The following is an 18,174-nucleotide window of genomic DNA, read 5'->3' on the forward strand; positions in this document are numbered from 1 at the left end:
CCGCCGCACCCGCCGCACCGCAGGCACAGTCCGCAACCTCGGCCATCGGCGGCGGCTACCTCACGCCGCTCGTCCGCAAGCTCGCGGCCGAGCTGGGCGTCGACACGGCCACCGTCACCGGCACCGGTGTGGGCGGACGCATCCGCAAGGAGGACGTGCAGGCTGCGGCTCGCGCCGTCGCGGCACCGGTCGCCACCGCCTCGGCGGCACCGGCCGCGGCCCGCACCATCGGTGAGGTCTCGCCGTTGCGCGGCACCACCGAGAAGGCGAGCCGGCTGCGGCAGATCATCGCCCAGCGCATGGTGGAGTCGCTGCAGAGCCAGGCGCAGCTCACCACGGTGGTCGAGGTCGACGTCACCCGCGTCGCCCGGCTGCGGGCCCGCGCCAAGGACGGGTTCGCGGCCCGCGAGGGCGCCAAGCTCACGTTCCTGCCGTTCTTCGTGCAGGCCGCGGTCGAGGCGCTCAAGACCTACCCCAAGGTCAACGGCGTGCTCGAGGGCACCCAGATCACCTACCCGGCCCAGGAGAACGTCGGGATCGCGGTGGACACCCCGCGCGGCCTCGTCGTGCCGGTGCTGCGAGGGGCGGGCGACCTCACCCTCGCCGGTATCGCCCGGGGCATCGCCGACCTGGCCAGCCGCACGCGGGACAACAAGGTCTCCCCCGACGAGCTGTCCGGGGCCACCTTCACCGTCACCAACACCGGTTCGGGCGGCGCACTGTTCGACACCCCGATCGTGCCGGGCGGCACCTCCGCCATCCTCGCGACCGGTGCGATCGTCAAGCGTCCGGTCGTGGTGAAGGACGCCGACGGCGGCGAGTCGATCGCGGTGCGCTCGATGTGCTACCTCGCACTGTCCTACGACCACCGGCTGGTGGACGGGGCCGACGCGGCGCGGTACCTCAGCGCGATCAAGGCCCGGATCGAGGAGGGCGCCTTCGAGCCCGACCTCGGTCTGGTCTAGCGCGGAGGCCACCATGCGGATCGTGGTCGCCGGCTCGCACGGGCTCATCGGCAGCGCACTGCTGCCTGCCCTGCGGGACGGCGGCCACGACGTCGCCCGGCTCGTGAGACGGCCACCGACCCGGCCGGACGAGATCGGCTGGGACCCCGACCTGGGCCAGCTCGACCCGGCCGCGCTCGACGACGTCGACGCCGTCATCAACCTGGCCGGGGCGAACGTCGGCGAGCGTCCGCTCACCCCCGAGCGCAAGCGGCTCGTGCTCACCTCCCGGCTGCGCACCACCTCGCTGCTGTCCCGTGGGCTCGCCGCGGCGGACCCGGCCAGGCCACGCATGCTGCTGCAGGGGTCGGCGATCGGTGCGTACGGCGACCGCGACGACGACCTGCTCCCCGAGACCGAGCCGTACGGGAGCACCTACTTCGCCGATGTCGTGCGGCAGTGGGAGGCCGCGACGGCACCCGCCGAGCAGGCCGGTGTGCGCGTCGTCCACCTGCGCACCGGGGTGGTGCTCGCACCCAGCGGCGGCGCACTGGGCCGGCTGCTCCCGCTCATCCGGGCGGGTCTGGGCGGCAGGCTCGGGTCGGGCCGCCAGTTCTGGTCGTGGATCACGCTGCCCGACGAGGTCCGCGCCATCGAGCACCTGCTCGGCTCGTCGGTGCACGGACCGGTCAACCTGGTCGCCGAACCGGCTCGCAACGCCGAGGTGGTGCACGCCCTCGCCGAGGCGTTCGGCCGTCCGGCCCGGGTCGCGGTGCCCTCGTTCGCGCTGCGCCTCGTGCTCGGCGACTTCTCCTCGGAGATCCTCGGCTCGGTCCGCGCGGTGCCCACGGTGCTCACCGCCGACGCCTTCCGGTTCGCCCACCCCGACATCAGCACCGCGGCGGCCTGGGTCAAGGCGTCGTCGACCCGCTGACCGACCAGACCCGCCAGCCGCCCTCGGTCCAGCGCAGCTCGAGCTCGACCGTGCGTGGACCGGCCGCCGGGACCGGGCTGGCGACCCCCTCGGCCGTCGTTCGCACGTAGTCGCTCGTCGCGGAGGTGACGAGCACGTGGGCGTCACCGTCGGCGCTGATCGACCGGGTGCGCGCGTCCTGCACGTCGACCTGCAGCCCGACGTTGCGCACCCCCGCCAGGCCGGCGATCGTGGCCGAGTCCGCCCGGTAGGCGGGACCATCGACGACCTCGACCTGCGCCAGGTCCGCCGCGGCCGGGTCGGCGAGCAGCTCGGTGCGCCGCCGGGTGAGATCGACGGCCGCGAGCGCCGGGTCCGGCCCGCCGTCGTCGCCGGCGAACGGGGAGCTGGCCGGCAGGTCGCGACCGCTCACGCGCGGCCGGCCACGTCCAGTGCCTCGGGCAGGGTGAACGCACCCGAGTACAGCGCCTTGCCGATGATCGCGCCCTCCACCCCGGCGGGCACCAGCGCGCGCAGGGCCGTGAGGTCGTCCAGCGTGGACACGCCACCCGAGGCGACGACGGGGGCGCTCGTCCGCGCGCACACCTCACGCAGCAGCTCGAGGTTCGGGCCGCGCAGCGTGCCGTCCTTGGTGACGTCGGTGACCACGTACCGGGCGCAGCCCGAATCGTCCAGCCGAGCCAGCACGTCCCACAGGTCGCCGCCCTCGCGGGTCCAGCCGCGAGCGGCCAGGGTCGTGCCGCGCACGTCGAGACCCACCGCGATGCGCTCACCGTGCTCGGCGATCACCCGCGCGGTCCACGCCGGGTCCTCCAGCGCGGCGGTGCCGAGGTTGACGCGCGTGGCCCCGGCCGACAGCGCCCGCTCCAGCGTCGCGTCGTCGCGGATGCCGCCGGAGAGCTCCACCTGCACACCGGCACCGACGAGGAAGGCCGTCACGGCCGCGAGCCGGCGGGCGTTGTCCCCGCGGCCGAAGGCGGCGTCGAGGTCGACCAGGTGCACCCACTGGGCGCCCCCGGCCTGCCAGGCGAGCGCGGCGTCGAGCGGGTCGCCGTAGTGCGTCTCCGAGCCGGCCTCGCCCTGGACGAGACGGACGGCCTGACCGCCCGCCACGTCGACGGCGGGGAGCAGGGTCAGAACGTGGTCCACGTGGGTCCTCATCAGGTCAGGGTCGAGACCCAGCGCTCCAGCAGCTGGGCGCCGGCGTCGCCGGACTTCTCGGGGTGGAACTGGGTCGCCGCGAGCGGGCCGTTCTCCACGGCGGCCACGAACCGCTCACCGTGCTCGGCCCAGGTCACCGCCGGCGGGCTGAACGGGCCGGGTCGGTCGGCGGCGGTCAGCGGGAAGGACCGCGCGGCGTAGGAGTGCACGAAGTAGAACCGCTCGTCGCCGAGGCCCTCGAAGAGCACCGACTCTGCCGGTGCCTGCACCTGGCTCCAGCCCATGTGCGGCACCACCGGTGCGTCGAGCCGGTCGACCACACCGGGCCACTCGCCCAGGCCCTGGGTGCGCTGCCCGTGCTCGACCCCCTCGGCGAACATCACCTGCATCCCCACACAGATGCCGAGCACCGGGCGTCCTCCGGCGAGCCGTCGGTCGATCACCAGGTCGCCGCGCACCGCGCGCAGCCCCGCCATCACCGCGGCGAACGCGCCGACCCCGGGGACCAGGAGCCCGTCGGCGGCCATCGCGGCGTCCAGGTCGGCGGTGAGCTCGACCTGCGCACCCACCCGCACGAGCGCGCGGACGGCGGACCGGACGTTCCCGAACCCGTAGTCGAGGACGACGACGGACGGGGTGGCCACGACCCCAGCCTACCGGGCGCCCGGCACGGCCCCGGCGGTCACTGCTGCGACCGGCCGCGACGCGCGACCTTGGTGAGCAGCCGCAGGGCACGCAGCCGGGAGATGCCCTCGCTGCTCACCGCACCGTCGACGGCCTGCGCCTCGACGTCACCGAGCAGCAGGTCCTCGACGATCGTCGGCGCCTGGGACAGCACGAGCCCCGGCGCGAGGTCGCCGTCCTGGCTGCCTCCCGACCACGCCGTCGCCGCGATCGCACCGGCGCGACGTTCGAGCAGCACCACCGTGGTGCCGGCCAGCAGCCGGGACACCGCACCGCCGGCGGCCGGACCACCGGCGGGGTCGGTGAGCACCGCGACGGCGCCGACGCCGGTCGTCACCGCCTGGGCGGACACGCCCGAGAGCGAGCACACCGCGGCCAGCGGCTCGGCCGCCGCCACCTGCGTGAGCAGCAGGGCCACGGTCACCGGCTCGTCGAGCGCCGACAGGTCGTCGGGCACTTCGTCGCTCATCGGCGCACCACCCCGGGCCTCGTGCGCCCGGTCACAGCGCACCCTTGGTGGACGGCACGCCGACGACCCGCGGGTCGCGAGCCACCGCGGCCCGCAGCGCCCGGGCCAGGGCCTTGAACTGGGCCTCGACGATGTGGTGCGGGTCGCGGCCGGCCAGCACCCGCACGTGCACCGTGATCGCCGCGTGGTGCGCGATCGACTCCAGCACGTGCCGGGTGAGCGAGCCGGTGAAGTGGCCGCCGATGAGGTGGTACTCCTGCCCCTCGGGCTCTCCCGTGTGCACGAGGTACGGGCGTCCGGAGATGTCGACGACGGCCTGCGCGAGCGCCTCGTCGAGCGGCACGGTCGCATCGCCGTACCGGCCGATGCCCACCTTGTCGCCGAGCGCCACGCGCAGAGCCTCGCCGAACGCGATCGCGACGTCCTCCACGGTGTGGTGGGCGTCGATCTGAGTGTCCCCGGTCGCACGCACCACCAGGTCGATGAGCGAGTGCTTGCCCAGTGCGGTGAGCATGTGGTCGTAGAACGGCACGGTGGTCGACACGTCGGTCCGCCCCGTCCCGTCCAGGTCGATCTCGACGTGCACGCTCGACTCGCTCGTCGTGCGGTCGACGACGGCCGTCCGGTGCGCCGGTGCGCTCACGATCCCACCACCTGGTCCAGGGCAGCCCGGAAGGCCGCCGTCTCCGCCGGGGTGCCGACCGACACCCGCAGCCACCCCTCGGGACCCACCTCACGGATGAGCACCCCTCGGTCGAGCAGACCCTGCCAGACCGCGTGCCGGTCCGCGAACCTGCCGAACAGCACGAAGTTGGCGTCGGAGTCAGCCACCTCGTGCCCGCGGCCCCGCAACCACTCCACCAGCGCGTCCCGCTCGTCCCGCAGCGACCCGACCTGCGCCATGAGCTCGGCCGAGTGCGCGAGCGCGGCACGGGCGACCGCCTGGGTCACCGCCGACAGGTGGTACGGCAGGCGCACCACCCGCAGCGCATCGACGAGCTGCGGCGCGGCAGCCAGGTAGCCGACCCGCGCACCGGCCAGCCCGAACGCCTTGGACATGGTCCGCGCGACCGCCAGGTGCGGGTGGTCGGCGAGCAGCTCGAGGGCCGACGGGGTGCCCCGACGGCGAAACTCCCCGTACGCCTCGTCGACGACGACGACGCAGCCGCCGGGCACCTGGGCCGCCGCGTCGAGCACCGCGAGCGTCGTCGCCGTCGGCAGCGCCGTCCCGGTCGGGTTGTTCGGGCTGGCGAGCAGCACGACCGACGGCTGGTGCTCGGCGATGGTCGCGACGGCGTGCGCCGCGTCGAGGGAGAAGTCGTGCTCCCGGCGCCCGACGACCCATCCCGTCGCGGTGTCCCGGGCGTACTCGGGGTACATCGAGTAGGTCGGTGCGAAGCTCACCGCGACCCGCCCGGGGCCGCCGAAGGCCTGCAGCAGGTGGAGCATCACCTCGTTGGAGCCGTTCGCGGCCCACAGCTGCTCGGGTGCGAGCGCCACCCCGGACTCGGCCAGCAGGTAGCGCACCAGGTCGGTGCGCAGGCCGAGGAAGTCGCGGTCCGGGTACCGGTTGAGCCCGCCGGCGGCCTGCCGCACCGCCTCGGCGATGTCGTCCACGACCGCGCCCGACGGCGGGTACGGGTTCTCGTTGACGTTGAGCAGCACCGGGACGTCGAGCTGCGGGGCCCCGTACGGGTGCAGCCCGGCCAGCTCGGCACGTAGCGGCAGGGCGGGGCGGACGGGGCTCTCGGCGGGCACACGGCGATTCTAGGGAGCGCGCGCCCGACCTGGTGCGACGCGACCGACTGCTGGCCGGACCGGCTCAGCGCCCGAAGCGCGCCTGCACCGCCTCGCCGTGCGCCGGCAGCTGCTCGGCATCGGCCAGTGCGACCACCTTGTCGGCCACCGCCGCGAGCGCACTCTGGTCGTACTCGATGACCTGGACCGCACGGACGAACGAGTGCACACCGAGCCCGGACGCGTAGTGCGCGCAGCCGCCCGTGGGCAGCACGTGGTTGGAGCCCGCGATGTAGTCCCCGAGCGAGACCGGCGAGTACGCGCCGACGAAGATCGCGCCCGCGCTCGTCACCCGCTGGGCCACGGCGGACGCGTCAGCGGTCTGGATCTCCAGGTGCTCGGCCCCGTAGGCGTTGACCACCGCGAGCCCGGCCTCGGCGTCGTCGACTAGCACGACGGCCGACTGCGGACCGGCCAGCGCGGTGCGGGCCCGCTCCTGGTTGGCGGTGCGGGCCAGCCGGAGCTCGAGCGCGGCGACCGCGGCGTCGGCGAGCTCCTCTGAGCTGGTCACGAGCACGGAGGCGGCCATCGGGTCGTGCTCGGCCTGCGAGAGCAGGTCCGCGGCCACGTGCTGCGGGTCGGCGGTGCCGTCGGCCAGGATCGCGATCTCCGTCGGGCCGGCCTCGGCGTCGATGCCCACGACACCGCGCACGAGCCGCTTGGCCGCCGCGACGTACACGTTGCCCGGGCCCGTGATGACGTCGACCGGCTCGCACAGGGTCTCGCCATCGACCGGCTCCTGCCCGTCGGCGCCGTAGGCCAGCATGGCGATCGCCTGGGCGCCGCCGACCGCGTACACCTCGTCCACCCCGAGCAGCGCGCAGGTGGCCAGCACGACCGGGTCCGGCAGACCGCCGCGCGAGGCCTGCGGCGGGGAGGCGACCGCGAGCGAGGCGACGCCGGCCGCCTGCGCGGCCACCACGTTCATCACGACCGACGACGGATAGACGGCCAGGCCACCGGGCACGTACAGACCGACCCGGCGCACCGGTACCCAGCGCTGACGGACCTGCGCGCCAGGAGCCACCTGGACGGTGAAGTCGGCCGGGCGCTGGGCCGCGTGCACCCGCCGCACCCGGGCGATGGTCTCGACCAGCGCCTCCTTGACCTGCGAGTCGAGCTCGTCGAGGGCCACGGCGAGCTGTTCGGCGGGGACCCGCAGGTGGGCCGGGCGCACGTGGTCGAACCGCTCGGCCAGGTCGCGCAGCGCCGCGGCGCCACGGGCCCGCACGTCCGCCACGACCGGGGCGACCTGGGCGGCGGCCTGCTCGACGTCCAGCTCGGCCCGGGGCAGCACCCCGAGGAGCTCACGACGGGACAGCGTGCGGCCACGAAGGTCGATCCGGGAGATCACGCCGCGATTCTAGGGCGCACGCCCCCACGGCCGCCCCGGACGCCCACCGCGGTGGCCACCGACGACGTCACCTTGGGAGGATGCGCTGTGACCACCGTGCCGCTCGACGACGACTCCATCCGCCTCGGCCAGCTCCTCAAGCTCGCCGGGATCGCCGACTCCGGGGCCGACGCCCGGCTGCTGCTCGCCGACGGGGTGGTGCGGGTCAACGGTGAGCCCGAGGACCGCCGCGGCCGTCAGGTGCGCCGCGGCGACGTCGTCGAGGTGTCGCTGCCCCAGGGCGTCGAACGGGTCGAGGTCGGCTGACGCCGTCGGCGGCGGTCAGCCCGTCGTGGCCAGGCAGCCGGCGCCGAGCAGCGCCTTGAGGTCGCCGAACAGCTCGGAGGAGCGCTCCACCCGCAGCCGGTCGTCCAGCTTCATGAGCGTGGCCCGGCCCGGTGAGGTGAGCCGCAGGTGCACCTCGACCGTCCCCGGGTGGCTGGCGAGCACCTCGCGCAGCCGCTCGACGACCGGCGGCGTGCAGCGCGCGGCGGCCAGCGTGAGCACGACGGGTGAGTCGTGGGTGTGCGAGGTGTCCGGGACGGAGACCTCCATCGCCTGCAGCTGGATCGCGTCGTCACGCCGGCGCACCCGGCCGCGCACGGCGAGCACGGCGTCCTCGGCCAGCACCGTGGAGTAGGCCAGGTAGGTCTCGCCGAAGAAGAGCACCTCGACCGCGCCCTCCATGTCCTCCACGGTGACCTGCGCCCACGGGTTGCCCTGCTTGCTCATCTTGCGCTGCAGGCTCGTCACCAGGCCCGCGACCTGCACCGTCGAGCCGTCGGGCCGGGCATCGTCGGCCAGCAGCGCCGCGATCGAGGAGTCCGCGGCCGCCGCGAGCACGTGCTCCAGCCCGGACAGCGGGTGGTCGGAGACGTAGAGCCCGAGCATCTCGCGCTCGAAGGCCAGCCGTTGCTTCTTGTCCCAGTCCGGGACGTCGGGCACGGTCACCGCGAACGCGGGGCTGCCGGCGTCGACCAGCACGTCGGCGAACAGGTCGAACTGCCCCTCCGCCTCCTTGCGCTTGACGCCGACCACGGACTCGACGGCCTGCTCGTGCACGAGCAGCAGCCCGCGCCGGGTGTGCCCGAGCGAGTCGAAGGCACCGGCCTTGATGAGCGACTCGATGGTCCGCTTGTTGCAGACCACCGCCGGCACCTTCTCCAGGAAGTCGGTGAAGGAGCTGAACTCGCCCTTGGCCTCACGCGTCGCGACGATCGCGTCGACGACGTTGGCACCCACGTTGCGCACCGCGGTCAGCCCGAAACGGATGTCCGGACCGACGGCCGTGAACAGCGCGGACGAGGCGTTGACGTCGGGCGGCAGCACCTTGATGCCCATGTGCCGGCACTCCCCGAGGTACAGCGCCGACTTGTCCTTGTCGTCCTTCACCGAGGTGAGCAGGGCCGCCATGTACTCGACCGGGTAGTTCGCCTTGAGGTAGGCGGTCCAGTACGAGACCACGCCGTAGGCGGCCGAGTGCGCCTTGTTGAAGGCGTAGCCGGCGAACGGCACGAGGGTCTCCCACACGGCGGTGATCGCCTCGTCGGAGTAGCCGCGCTCGCGGCAGCCGGCCTGGAAGGGGACGAACTCCTTCTCCAGGATCTCCTTCTTCTTCTTGCCCATGGCCCGGCGCAGCAGGTCGGCCTGGCCCAGGGTGTAGCCGGCGAGCTTCTGCGCGGCGCGCTGCACCTGCTCCTGGTAGACGATGAGCCCGTAGGTGCCGTCCAGGATCTCCGCGAGCGGTTCGGCCAGCTCGGGGTGGATCGGCGTGACCTCCTGCAGACCGTTCTTGCGCAGCGCGTAGTTGGTGTGCGAGTTCATGCCCATCGGGCCGGGGCGGTACAGCGCGATGACGGCCGAGACGTCCTCGAAGTTGTCCGGGCGCATCTGCCGCAGCAGGGCCCGCATGGGCCCACCGTCGAGCTGGAACACGCCCAGGGTGTCGCCGCGGGCGAGCAGGTCGTAGGTGGCCTGGTCGGTGAGCGGCACCTTCTCGATCTCGAGGTCGCCCTTGCCGTTGGCGGCGATGTTCGCCAGCGCGTCGTCAAGGGTCGTGAGGTTGCGCAGCCCCAGGAAGTCCATCTTGATGAGGCCGAGGGCCTCGGAGGACGGCTGGTCGAACTGGGTGATGATCGCCCCGTCGGACGGGCGCTTCATGATCGGCACGACGTCGACGAGGGTCTTGCTCGACATGATGACGCCCGCGGCGTGCACGCCCCACTGCCGCTTGATGCCCTCGAGGCCGCGGGCGGTCTCCAGCACGCGCTGTGCCTCGGGGTCGGCCGCGACGACCTTGCGGAACTCGTCGGCCTCGGCGTAGCGGTCGTTCTTCTCGTCGAACATGCCCGACAGCGACACGTCCTTGCCCATGACGGCCGGCGGCATCGCCTTGGTGAGCTTCTCCCCCATCGCGAACGGGAAGCCCAGCACGCGGGAGGCGTCCTTGAGCGCCTGCTTGGCCTTGATGGTGCCGTAGGTGACGATCTGCGAGACCTTGTCCGCGCCGTACTTGTCGGTCACGTACTTGATGACCTCGCCCCGGCGACGCTCGTCGAAGTCGACGTCGACGTCGGGCCAGCTGATCCGCTCGGGGTTGAGGAACCGCTCGAAGATCAGCCCGTGCTCGAGCGGGTCGAGCTCGGTGATGCCCATCGCGTACGAGGCCATCGAACCGGCCGCCGACCCGCGCCCCGGGCCGACCCGGATGTGCTGGGACTTGGCCCAGTTGATGAAGTCGGCGACGACGAGGAAGTAGCCGGAGAAGCCCAGCTGGGTGATGACCCCGGTCTCGTACTGCGCCTGCGCGCGCACCGTGTCCGGGACCCCGGCGGGGTAACGACGACGCAGCCCGGTCTCCACCTCGCGGATGAACCAGGAGTCCTCGCTCTCCCCGGCCGGCACCTCGAAGGCAGGCATGTAGTTGACGCCGGTGGTGAAGGAGACCTCGCACTGCTCGGCGATCGCGACGGTGTTGTCGCAGGCTTCCGGCAGCTCGGCCCACAGCCGGCGCATCTGCTCCTCGGACTGCACGAAGTAGCCGTGCCCGGACAGCGCGAACCGGTTGCCGCCCTGGTCGTAGGTCGGCTCGTCGAGCGTCGCCCCGGACTGCACCGCGAGCAGCGCCTCGTGGGAGTGGTGGTCCTCCTCGCGCGTGTAGTGCAGGTCGTTGGTCGCCACGAGGGGGGCGTTGAGCCGCTTGGCGATCTCCAGCAGCCCCGGCAGCACCCGCTTCTCCAGGTCGAGGCCGTGGTTCATCAGCTCGACGTAGAACGAGTCGGCGCCGAAGATGTCACGCAGCTCAGCCGCGGCGCGCAGCGCCTCGTCGAACTGCCCCAGCCGCAGCCGCGTCTGCACCTCGCCCGACGGGCAGCCCGTCATCACGATGAGCCCCGTGTGATAGCGCTCGAGCAGCTCGCGGTCCATCCGCGGCCACTTGCCCATCTGCCCGTCGAGCGAGGCGTACGAGCCCAGCCGGAACAGGTTGTGCATGCCCTCGGTGGTCCGGGACAGCAACGTGAGGTGGGTGTAGGCGCCGCGCGCCGACACGTCGTCGCTGGCCTGGCTCGCCTCGCCCCAGCGGACCAGGGTGCGGTCGAACCGGCTGGTGCCCGGTGTGACGTACGCCTCCAGCCCGATGATGGGCTTGATGTCCAGCGCACGTGCCTTCGACCAGAACTCGAAGGCCCCGAACAGGTAGCCGTGGTCGGTGAGCGCCATCGACCGCTGCCCCAGCCGCTTGGCCTCGGCGAGCATCTCGGGCACCCGCGCGGCGCCGTCCAGCATCGAGTGGTCGGAGTGTGCGTGCAGGTGGACGAAACCGGATCCGTCGCCTGCAGCCATGGGCGCGATCCTACGTCGGGACACCGACGCGACGGGCTCGTGCCCGCCTGGTGCGACCGCCGGTCGCTGCGGTCAGCGCCAGCCCTCGCGCAGCACCTGCAGGGCGTGCTCCAGGTCCGGCGACGGCTCGCTGGTCAGCTCCAGCCACTGCCCGGTCCCCGGGTGCTCGAACCCGAGCCGCACCGCGTGCAGCCACTGCCGCGACAGCCCGACGCGCTCGGCCAGCACCGGGTCCGCGCCGTAGGTGAGGTCCCCGACGAGCGGGTGGCGCAGCGCGGAGAAGTGCACCCGGATCTGGTGCGTGCGCCCGGTCTCCAGGTGCACCTCCTCGAGCGACGCGGCCGGCATCGCCTCGAGCAGCTCGTAGTGCGTCACCGAGGGCTTCCCGTCGGCCACCACGGCGAACTTCCAGTCCGAGGACGGGTGTCGCCCGATCGGCGCGTCGATGGTGCCGGTGCTGGGCTCCGGGTGCCCCTGGACGAGGGCGTGGTAGACCTTGTCGACCGTGCGTTCCTTGAAGGCCCGCTTGAGCGCGGTGTAGGCCCGCTCGCTCTTGGCGACCACCATGAGGCCCGAGGTGCCGACGTCGAGCCGGTGCACGATGCCCTGCCGCTCGGCGGCACCGGAGGTCGAGACCCGGTACCCGGCCGCGGTGAGCGCGCCGACCACCGTCGGTCCGGTCCAGCCGGGCGAGGGGTGCGCGGCGACCCCGACCGGCTTGTCGACCACGACGACGTCGTCGTCGTCGTGCACGACGGCCATGCCCGGCACCGCGACCGGTTCGGCGAGCACCGGCGCCACCGGGTCCGGCAACGTCACCTCGAGCCAGGCACCGCCCACCAGCCGGTCCGACTTGCCCACCGGCCGACCGTCCATGAGCACACCGCCCGCGACCGCCAGCTCGGCGGCCTGGGTGCGCGAGAACCCGAGCAGCCGTGCGAGCGCAGCGTCGACCCGCTCACCGGCGAGCCCGTCGGGCACCGGCAGGGAGCGCAGATCAGGCATCGGCCCGTGCGGCGCCCTCTCGGCCACCGTCCAGCCGGATCCCACGGGCCACGAGCACCATGGCCAGACCCGCAGCCACCACGATCGCGATGTCGGCCACGTTGCCGATGAACCACGAGCCGTAGGCGATGAAGTCGACCACCTCACCGCGCAGCGGCCCCGGTTCGCGCACCATCCGGTCGATGAGGTTGCCCACCGCACCGCCGAGCAGCAGCCCGAGGGTGAGGGCCCACGACCGTGAGCCGAGCTGGCGGGCCGTGCGGATGACGACGACCACCACGACGACCGCGATCACCGTGAGCACCCAGGTCATGCCGGTGGCGATCGACAGCGCCGCACCCGGGTTGGAGATGAGCTGCAGGCCCAGCCAGCGGCCGAGCACCGGACGACGCACCCCCGGGTCGAGCGCGGCCAGCGCCCACGCCTTGGTCAGCTGGTCGAGGACGGTGACGACCGCGGCCACGACCAGCACCGTGACCAGGCCGCGGCGACCGACCGGCCGGGCCACGGGCGCGACGTCAGGCGTCGCGGGCTTCGACTCAGGCACCCCGGGAGTCTACGGGGCGCTCAGCGGCGCTCTTCGCGCTGCTTGCACTCCACGCACAGCGTCGCCCGAGGGAAGGCCTGCAGCCGCGCCTTGCCGATCGCCTCGCCGCACGACTCGCACAGCCCGAAGGTGCCCGACCCGATGCGCTCGAGCGCGTGCTCGGTCTGCAGCAGCAGGTCCCGGGTGTTGTTCACCAACGTGAGCTCGTGCTCGCGCTCGAGCGCCGAGGAGCCGGAGTCCGCCTGGTCGTCACCGGCACCGTCGCCGGAGTTGCGCAGCAGATCGGTGAGACCGGCGTCGGCCTCCTCGAGCTCGGCCTGCAGCCGGTCGACGTCGGCGGCCAGCTCACGTGCCACGTCCCTGATCTCGTCGCGGGTCCACGGTTCCTCGCCGGGACGCACACGCAGATCCTCCACGGCGATCCGTACGTCAGGGGCGATCGTGCCGCCGGAGGCGTCGGTCATCAAGGGCTCCCTTGCTCGAAGTCACGCGACTGTATGCGGCCACGCCGGGTGCGACAACCCGACACGCACGTCCGGCCCAGCCCACGACAGCACGCGACCGCCCGGCACCTGGTGCCGGGCGGTCGCGGGTGTCGGAGGTTACAGACCCGGGGTGTCCTGGCTCGACCGCGACGGCAGCGCGCTGCCCCGGTTGTCCAGGTCACCCAGCAGGTTCTCCAGGTAGCTCTTGAGCCGGGTGCGGTAGTCCCGCTCGAACACCCGGAGCTCGTCGATCTTGCGCTCCAGCAGCGAACGCTCCTGCTCGAGCTGGGCGAGCGTGCGGCTGGAGGTCTCCTCCGCCTCGTGCACGATCTGGTCGGCGCGCGTCCGCGCATCGGCCACGACCCGCTCGGCCTCGCTCTGCCCGCTGCGCACGTAGTCGTCGTGCAGCTTCTGCGCGAGGGCCAGCATGCCGGTGGCCGACTCGGGCTCGCTGCTCGCGACCACGACGGGCTCGGGCGTGGCGGGCACCGGCGGTGCGAAGACCGGCTCGGGCGCGGCGACCGGAGCGGGCTCGACGACGGCCTCGGCCGCACCGGCGCGGCTGAGCTCGGCGATGCGGCGCTCGGCGGCGGCCAGCTTCGACGTCAGGTCGTCGTTCGCGGTCTGCAGCTCGTTGAGGGTGCTGACGACCTCGTCAAGGAAGTCGTCGACCTCGTCCTGGTCGTACCCGTCACGGAACTTGGTTGCTTGGAACTTCTTGTTCAGGACGTCGTCTGCGGTCAGCAGGGCCATCGTCGCTCACCTCTTTGCATCGTGCGGGTTTGCCTCGTGCGGGCCCGATCCTGCATTCGGCCGGCCACTGGGAGCCACCGTAGCGGACAATGCCCGGGACCCACCTGCGGCGCGACTGGCCGGACCGTGCTCTCACCCGCGGCGCGGCTACGGCCCAGGGTCCGGTCAGCCGATCGCGAGGCGCTGCAGCACGCCCAGCAGCAACGAGCAGACGAGCGCCAGGACGAGGAACGCCAGGTCGAAGCGCACCTGCCCGAAGCCGACCGGCGGCAGCACCTTGCGCAACGCACGCAGCGGCGGGTCGGTGACCGAGTAGGCGATCTCGGCGATCACGAGCGCCGCCCCCGACGGTCGCCAGTCGCGTGCGAACACCTGGACCCAGTCGAGCACCAGCCGGACGAGGAGCACCAGGAAGAACAGCAGGACGACCAGGTAGAGGATCGAGAAGACGATGGTCACGCGTCAGCTCTGGTTGAAGAAGCCGCCACGCGGCGCCGGCTCCGGCGTCGCGGCCGCGCTCGACGTGACCTCGACATCGGACGGGGACAGCAGGAACACCTTGGCGGTCACCCGCTCGATCGCGCCGTGCAGGCCGAAGATCAGGCCGGCCGAGAAGTCGACGAGCCGCTTGGCGTCCGCGTCGTCCATGTCGGTGAGGTTGATGATCACCGGCGTGCCGTCCCGGAACGCCTCGCCGATCTTGCGCGCGTCGTTGTAGGAGCGCGGGTGGATCGTGGTGATCCGACGGACCTCGCCCAGCGGGGCCTCGACGACGGGCTCCGCCACGCGGACCGGGCGACGAAGCGGGGTCACCAGGGCGTCAGCGTCTTCCATCGTGGGCTCCTGCTCGAGATCGAGGTACTCCTCATCCTCCGGTCGGCCGTCCGCCAGGCCGAGGTACAGCATCGTCTTGCGCAGCGCACCGGCCATCGCGTCACTCCGTCCCTCCGGGCCCTCGCGGACCCTCCGCCGCCGGTCCGCTCACCGTGGCAGGCAGCCACAGCGGCACGGATCGACTCGTCGTACGACCGTGACGCTAGCAACGCGCGCGCCGACGACGGCCGCGACACGCCCGCAGCCGCTCAGCCGCGCTGCAGGCGCACCACACCGGCGAACCGGCCGGTGACCGGCCCGTCCCGACGATGGGAGAACAGCAGCGGGTCGGTGAAGGTGTCCCGCGGCACGGCCTGGACGGACCCGACGCCCAGCCGCAGCAGCACCTGGTGCGCCCCGGCGGCCAGGTCGACCGCGGGCGTGCCCCACGAGGTGCGCGCCCAGGTGCCGGGCACGGCGGCCTCGACCTCGTCGCGCAGCTCCGCCGGCACCTCGTAGGACCGGCCGGCGATGCACGGGCCGACCACGGCACGCAGCCGTGCCGGATGGGCCCCCTGCACCTGCATCGCCGCCACCGTGGCCTCGAGCACCCCGGCGACCAGACCGGCGCGCCCCGCGTGGGCGACGGCGACCACCCCCGCCTCCGGGTCGGCCAGCAGCACCGGGACGCAGTCGGCGACCAGCACCGCCAGCGCCACGTCCGGGTCGGCGGTGACGAGCGCGTCGCCCTCGCCCACGCTGCGCACGCCCGGCGCCGGCGGACCGTCGACCACCCGGACGCCCGTCCCGTGCACCTGGTCGGCGAACGCGACCGGCGCACCTACCCACGCCTCGAGCCGTGCACGGTTGTCGAGCACATGCGTCGGGTCGTCGCCGACGTGCAGTGCCAGGTCGAGCCCGGCCCAGGGCCCGGTGCTCACACCGCCGCGTCGCGCGGTGAACCCGGCCCGCACCCCGGGCGCGAGGTCGACCTCGTCGACGAGGTCGGGCTCGCTCACTTGAGGAAGTCGGGCACGTCCAGCTCGTCGTGGTCGCGGCGGATCTCCTCGGTGAAGACCCGGGGCACCTCGAGCGAGCCGGTGAGCGGTCGCGGCTCGGCCTCGGTGGACAGGAAGGCCGGGACCGTCGGGGCGGACGGGGTGGCGACCGGCGCCACCGGGGCTGCCGGGGTCGGTCCGGACGGCTCGACGGGCGCCACCGGACGGGCGACGTGCGCGGGCGCCCGGTCGGCTGCGGGGGTCGCGACCTGGCCGAGGGCCCGCGAGTCGCGCCGGACCGTCGGGCTGCCGCTGTCGAACCCGGCGGCGATCACGGTGACCCGCACCTCGTCCCCGAGGGCGTCGTCGATGACGGCACCGAAGATGATGTTCGCCTCGGCGTGGGCGGCCTCCTGGACGAGCCGCGCGGCCTCGTTGATCTCGAACAGGCCGAGGTCGGAGCCGCCCTGGATGGACAGGAGCACGCCGTGCGCGCCGTCGATGCTGGCCTCGAGCAGCGGCGAGCTGATCGCCATCTCGGCGGCCTGCACGGCGCGGTCCTCGCCGCGGGCGTACCCGATGCCCATGAGTGCCGAACCGGCACCCTGCATGACCGACTTCACGTCGGCGAAGTCGAGGTTGATCAGACCGGGCGTGGTGATGAGGTCGGTGATCCCCTGGACGCCGGACAGCAGCACCTGGTCGGCGGAGTGGAACGCCTCGAGCACGGAGACCGAGCGGTCGGAGATCGACAGCAGCCGGTCGTTGGGGATGACGATGAGGGTGTCGACCTCGGCCCGCAGCGCCTCGATGCCCGCATCGGCCTGCACCGACCGGCGCCGGCCCTCGAAGGTGAACGGCCGGGTCACGACGCCGATGGTGAGCGCACCGAGCGAGCGGGCGATCTTGGCCACGACGGGCGCGCCGCCAGTGCCGGTGCCGCCGCCCTCGCCCGCGGTGACGAAGACCATGTCCGCGCCGCGCAGCACGTCCTCGATCTCCTCGATGTGGTCCTCGGACGCCTTCTTGCCGACCTCGGGGTCGGCGCCGGCGCCCAGCCCCCGGGTGAGCTCGCGGCCGACGTCGAGCTTCACGTCGGCGTCCGACATGAGCAGCGCCTGCGCGTCGGTGTTCACCGCGACGAACTCGACGCCCTTGAGGCCGACCTCGATCATCCGGTTGACGGCGTTCACACCGCCGCCGCCGATGCCGACGACCTTGATGACCGCCAGGTAGTTCTGCGGAGCTGCCACGGTGGGTGCCTCTCGTTGCGTGCGGTGGTGCGGGACCGCTCGGGTCTGCCCGGTCCGACGTCGGTGCTGCCGAGGCCGGTGGACGGGACCGGTGAAACCTTCACCCTCAACTAGAGGGTTAGAGTTATGTCAGGTGCGCTGTCGACCCCCGACGGTAGGTGGCCCCCCGGTGCCGATCAACGACCGCGACGCGCGTGTCGCAAGGCGACCTGCGGACCGGCCGGCCCGGTCAGTGCACCACCGGCATGCCGGGCGCCGAGACGTCGATCACCTTCACGTCGCCCAGGCTCTGGTCGGCGCGCAACGTGCCGAGCACGGCCGCCTTGAGCGCCGAGGACTCCGCGCTCCCCCACTCCACGACGACACCGTCGGACAACGTGAGCGCCACGGTGTCCTGGGTGGTCGCCTTCACGGCGCTCACCTGCGCCGCCAGGGGCGCGGGAAGCGCGTGCAGCACCGAGAGCACCGCCTGCAGGGTCCGCGCGTCACCGGCGGGGACGTCGACCACCGGCAGCCCCTCGGGCGCCTGCGCCTGCGTGGCGAGGTGCACGCCCTCGGGGTCCAGCAGCGCGAACCCGCCGTCGGCCGGCACGGCCGCCACCGGCGCGCGCGGGGTCACCGTGATGCGCAGACCGTGCGGCCAGTCGCGCATCACCCGCACGTCCAGCACCCCGGGGACCGTGAGCAGCCGCTCGCGCAGGCCGACCGTGTCCAACCGGGCCAACGGCACCCCGACGTAGGGCGCCGTCGCCGCATCGAGCTGGTCGGTCGACACCAGCTCGCTCGCGCCGACCACGTGCAGCTGCTCGGACCGCAGCGCGAGCAGCGGCGAGGCGAGTGCCACCCACCCCATGAGCAGCAGCAGCAGAGCCACGCCGGCCACGGCGGCCACCTTGCGCGCGGCGACCGTCCGACGCGCCCGGACCCGTTCGGCGAACCGCTCGGCAGACTGCCACGAGACCACGGACGGACGCACCACCGGAGCGGCGGCACGCTGCGCGGGCAGCCGACGTTCGGTGGGGCGCGCCCGCGGCGGCACGCTCGGTGGTGCCTGCCCCGTCGCAGAGGTCGCCAGCGGGACGGCACCTCCCCGAC

General features: G+C 73.2%; 20 protein-coding genes. 3 read left to right on the forward strand and 17 right to left on the reverse strand.

All coding sequences use genetic code 11. From position 1 onward, the window contains the following. Together sucB and F2B26_RS08310 are read left to right on the forward strand one after the other, a co-directional pair. The coding region (gene sucB / locus F2B26_RS08305; protein ID WP_159808276.1) for a 2-oxoglutarate dehydrogenase, E2 component, dihydrolipoamide succinyltransferase at positions 1-965 on the forward strand (965 nt) is incomplete at its 5' end. Between the two features lie 13 nt (positions 966-978). After that, the gene (locus F2B26_RS08310) at positions 979-1,878 is read left to right on the forward strand and encodes a TIGR01777 family oxidoreductase (RefSeq protein ID WP_159808278.1); all 900 of its coding nucleotides are present in this window, start codon (positions 979-981) and stop codon (positions 1,876-1,878) included. Here the strand turns inward: F2B26_RS08310 and F2B26_RS08315 are convergent. The 7 genes from F2B26_RS08315 to hisD form a co-directional block, all read right to left on the reverse strand. Further along, positions 1,856-2,290 carry a hypothetical protein gene (locus F2B26_RS08315; RefSeq protein ID WP_159808280.1) on the reverse strand — a complete coding sequence of 145 codons (435 nt, stop codon included), beginning with the start codon at positions 2,288-2,290 and terminating at the stop codon, positions 1,856-1,858. The two genes, F2B26_RS08310 and F2B26_RS08315, sit on opposite strands and share 23 nt — an antisense overlap. Further along, the gene (gene priA, locus F2B26_RS08320; RefSeq protein ID WP_159808282.1) at positions 2,287-3,039 is read right to left on the reverse strand and encodes a bifunctional 1-(5-phosphoribosyl)-5-((5-phosphoribosylamino)methylideneamino)imidazole-4-carboxamide isomerase/phosphoribosylanthranilate isomerase PriA; all 753 of its coding nucleotides are present in this window, start codon (positions 3,037-3,039) and stop codon (positions 2,287-2,289) included. Before priA ends, F2B26_RS08315 begins: the two co-directional genes overlap by 4 nt. Then, positions 3,039-3,683 carry an imidazole glycerol phosphate synthase subunit HisH gene (gene hisH, locus F2B26_RS08325; protein WP_159808284.1) on the reverse strand — a complete coding sequence of 215 codons (645 nt, stop codon included), beginning with the start codon at positions 3,681-3,683 and terminating at the stop codon, positions 3,039-3,041. The genes priA and hisH overlap by 1 nt, the downstream gene beginning before the upstream one ends. A gap of 38 nt (positions 3,684-3,721) precedes the next feature. Then, a complete protein-coding gene (locus F2B26_RS08330) occupies positions 3,722-4,192 on the reverse strand; it encodes a hypothetical protein (protein WP_159808286.1) in 471 nt (156 codons plus the stop codon). Between the two features lie 31 nt (positions 4,193-4,223). Continuing rightward, positions 4,224-4,835: an imidazoleglycerol-phosphate dehydratase HisB gene (gene hisB, locus F2B26_RS08335; protein WP_438939183.1), complete on the reverse strand. Its 612-nt coding sequence runs from the start codon at positions 4,833-4,835 to the stop codon at positions 4,224-4,226. Beyond that, positions 4,832-5,950, reverse strand: a complete 1,119-nt coding sequence (locus F2B26_RS08340; protein ID WP_159808288.1) for a histidinol-phosphate transaminase — start codon at positions 5,948-5,950, stop codon at positions 4,832-4,834. The genes hisB and F2B26_RS08340 overlap by 4 nt, the downstream gene beginning before the upstream one ends. A 64-nt stretch (positions 5,951-6,014) precedes the next feature. Next, positions 6,015-7,343 (reverse strand): histidinol dehydrogenase, encoded by a 1,329-nt coding sequence (gene hisD, locus F2B26_RS08345; RefSeq protein WP_159808290.1) that lies wholly within the window; start codon positions 7,341-7,343, stop codon positions 6,015-6,017. Positions 7,344-7,430: 87 nt separating this feature from the next. On the opposite strand from hisD, the gene F2B26_RS08350 reads away from it, so the two are divergent. Further along, positions 7,431-7,649, forward strand: a complete 219-nt coding sequence (locus F2B26_RS08350) for an RNA-binding S4 domain-containing protein (RefSeq protein WP_159808292.1) — start codon at positions 7,431-7,433, stop codon at positions 7,647-7,649. Positions 7,650-7,664: 15 nt separating this feature from the next. Here F2B26_RS08350 and dnaE read toward each other — a convergent pair whose 3' ends face one another. The 10 genes from dnaE to F2B26_RS08400 all read right to left on the reverse strand — a co-directional run. Continuing rightward, the gene (gene dnaE / locus F2B26_RS08355; protein ID WP_159808294.1) at positions 7,665-11,225 is read right to left on the reverse strand and encodes a DNA polymerase III subunit alpha; all 3,561 of its coding nucleotides are present in this window, start codon (positions 11,223-11,225) and stop codon (positions 7,665-7,667) included. A gap of 72 nt (positions 11,226-11,297) precedes the next feature. Further along, the gene (locus F2B26_RS08360) at positions 11,298-12,230 is read right to left on the reverse strand and encodes an RluA family pseudouridine synthase (RefSeq protein WP_159808296.1); all 933 of its coding nucleotides are present in this window, start codon (positions 12,228-12,230) and stop codon (positions 11,298-11,300) included. Continuing rightward, positions 12,223-12,777, reverse strand: coding sequence for a signal peptidase II (locus F2B26_RS08365; protein WP_201292665.1), 555 nt, complete (start codon positions 12,775-12,777; stop codon positions 12,223-12,225). The genes F2B26_RS08360 and F2B26_RS08365 overlap by 8 nt, the downstream gene beginning before the upstream one ends. A gap of 20 nt (positions 12,778-12,797) precedes the next feature. Next, positions 12,798-13,241 carry a TraR/DksA family transcriptional regulator gene (locus F2B26_RS08370; protein WP_159808298.1) on the reverse strand — a complete coding sequence of 148 codons (444 nt, stop codon included), beginning with the start codon at positions 13,239-13,241 and terminating at the stop codon, positions 12,798-12,800. Positions 13,242-13,379: 138 nt separating this feature from the next. Then, on the reverse strand, positions 13,380-14,015 hold the full coding sequence (locus F2B26_RS08375) for a DivIVA domain-containing protein (RefSeq protein WP_159808300.1): 636 nt from the start codon (positions 14,013-14,015) through the stop codon (positions 13,380-13,382). Between the two features lie 165 nt (positions 14,016-14,180). Beyond that, positions 14,181-14,474 carry a YggT family protein gene (locus tag F2B26_RS08380; RefSeq protein ID WP_159808302.1) on the reverse strand — a complete coding sequence of 98 codons (294 nt, stop codon included), beginning with the start codon at positions 14,472-14,474 and terminating at the stop codon, positions 14,181-14,183. 3 nt (positions 14,475-14,477) lie between these two features. Further along, a complete protein-coding gene (locus F2B26_RS08385) occupies positions 14,478-14,945 on the reverse strand; it encodes a cell division protein SepF (protein WP_159808304.1) in 468 nt (155 codons plus the stop codon). A 152-nt stretch (positions 14,946-15,097) separates the two neighbouring features. Then, positions 15,098-15,847 (reverse strand): peptidoglycan editing factor PgeF, encoded by a 750-nt coding sequence (gene pgeF / locus F2B26_RS08390; protein ID WP_201292666.1) that lies wholly within the window; start codon positions 15,845-15,847, stop codon positions 15,098-15,100. Next, a complete protein-coding gene (gene ftsZ, locus F2B26_RS08395; protein WP_159808306.1) occupies positions 15,844-17,079 on the reverse strand; it encodes a cell division protein FtsZ in 1,236 nt (411 codons plus the stop codon). Before ftsZ ends, pgeF begins: the two co-directional genes overlap by 4 nt. Positions 17,080-17,308: 229 nt before the next feature. Beyond that, positions 17,309-18,174, reverse strand: an 866-nt coding sequence (locus tag F2B26_RS08400) for a cell division protein FtsQ/DivIB (protein WP_328698664.1), incomplete at its 5' end; no start/stop codon positions are given.

The sequence above is a fragment of the Cellulomonas citrea genome (genome assembly GCF_009829685.1).
Lineage (GTDB): Bacteria > Actinomycetota > Actinomycetes > Actinomycetales > Cellulomonadaceae > Cellulomonas > Cellulomonas citrea.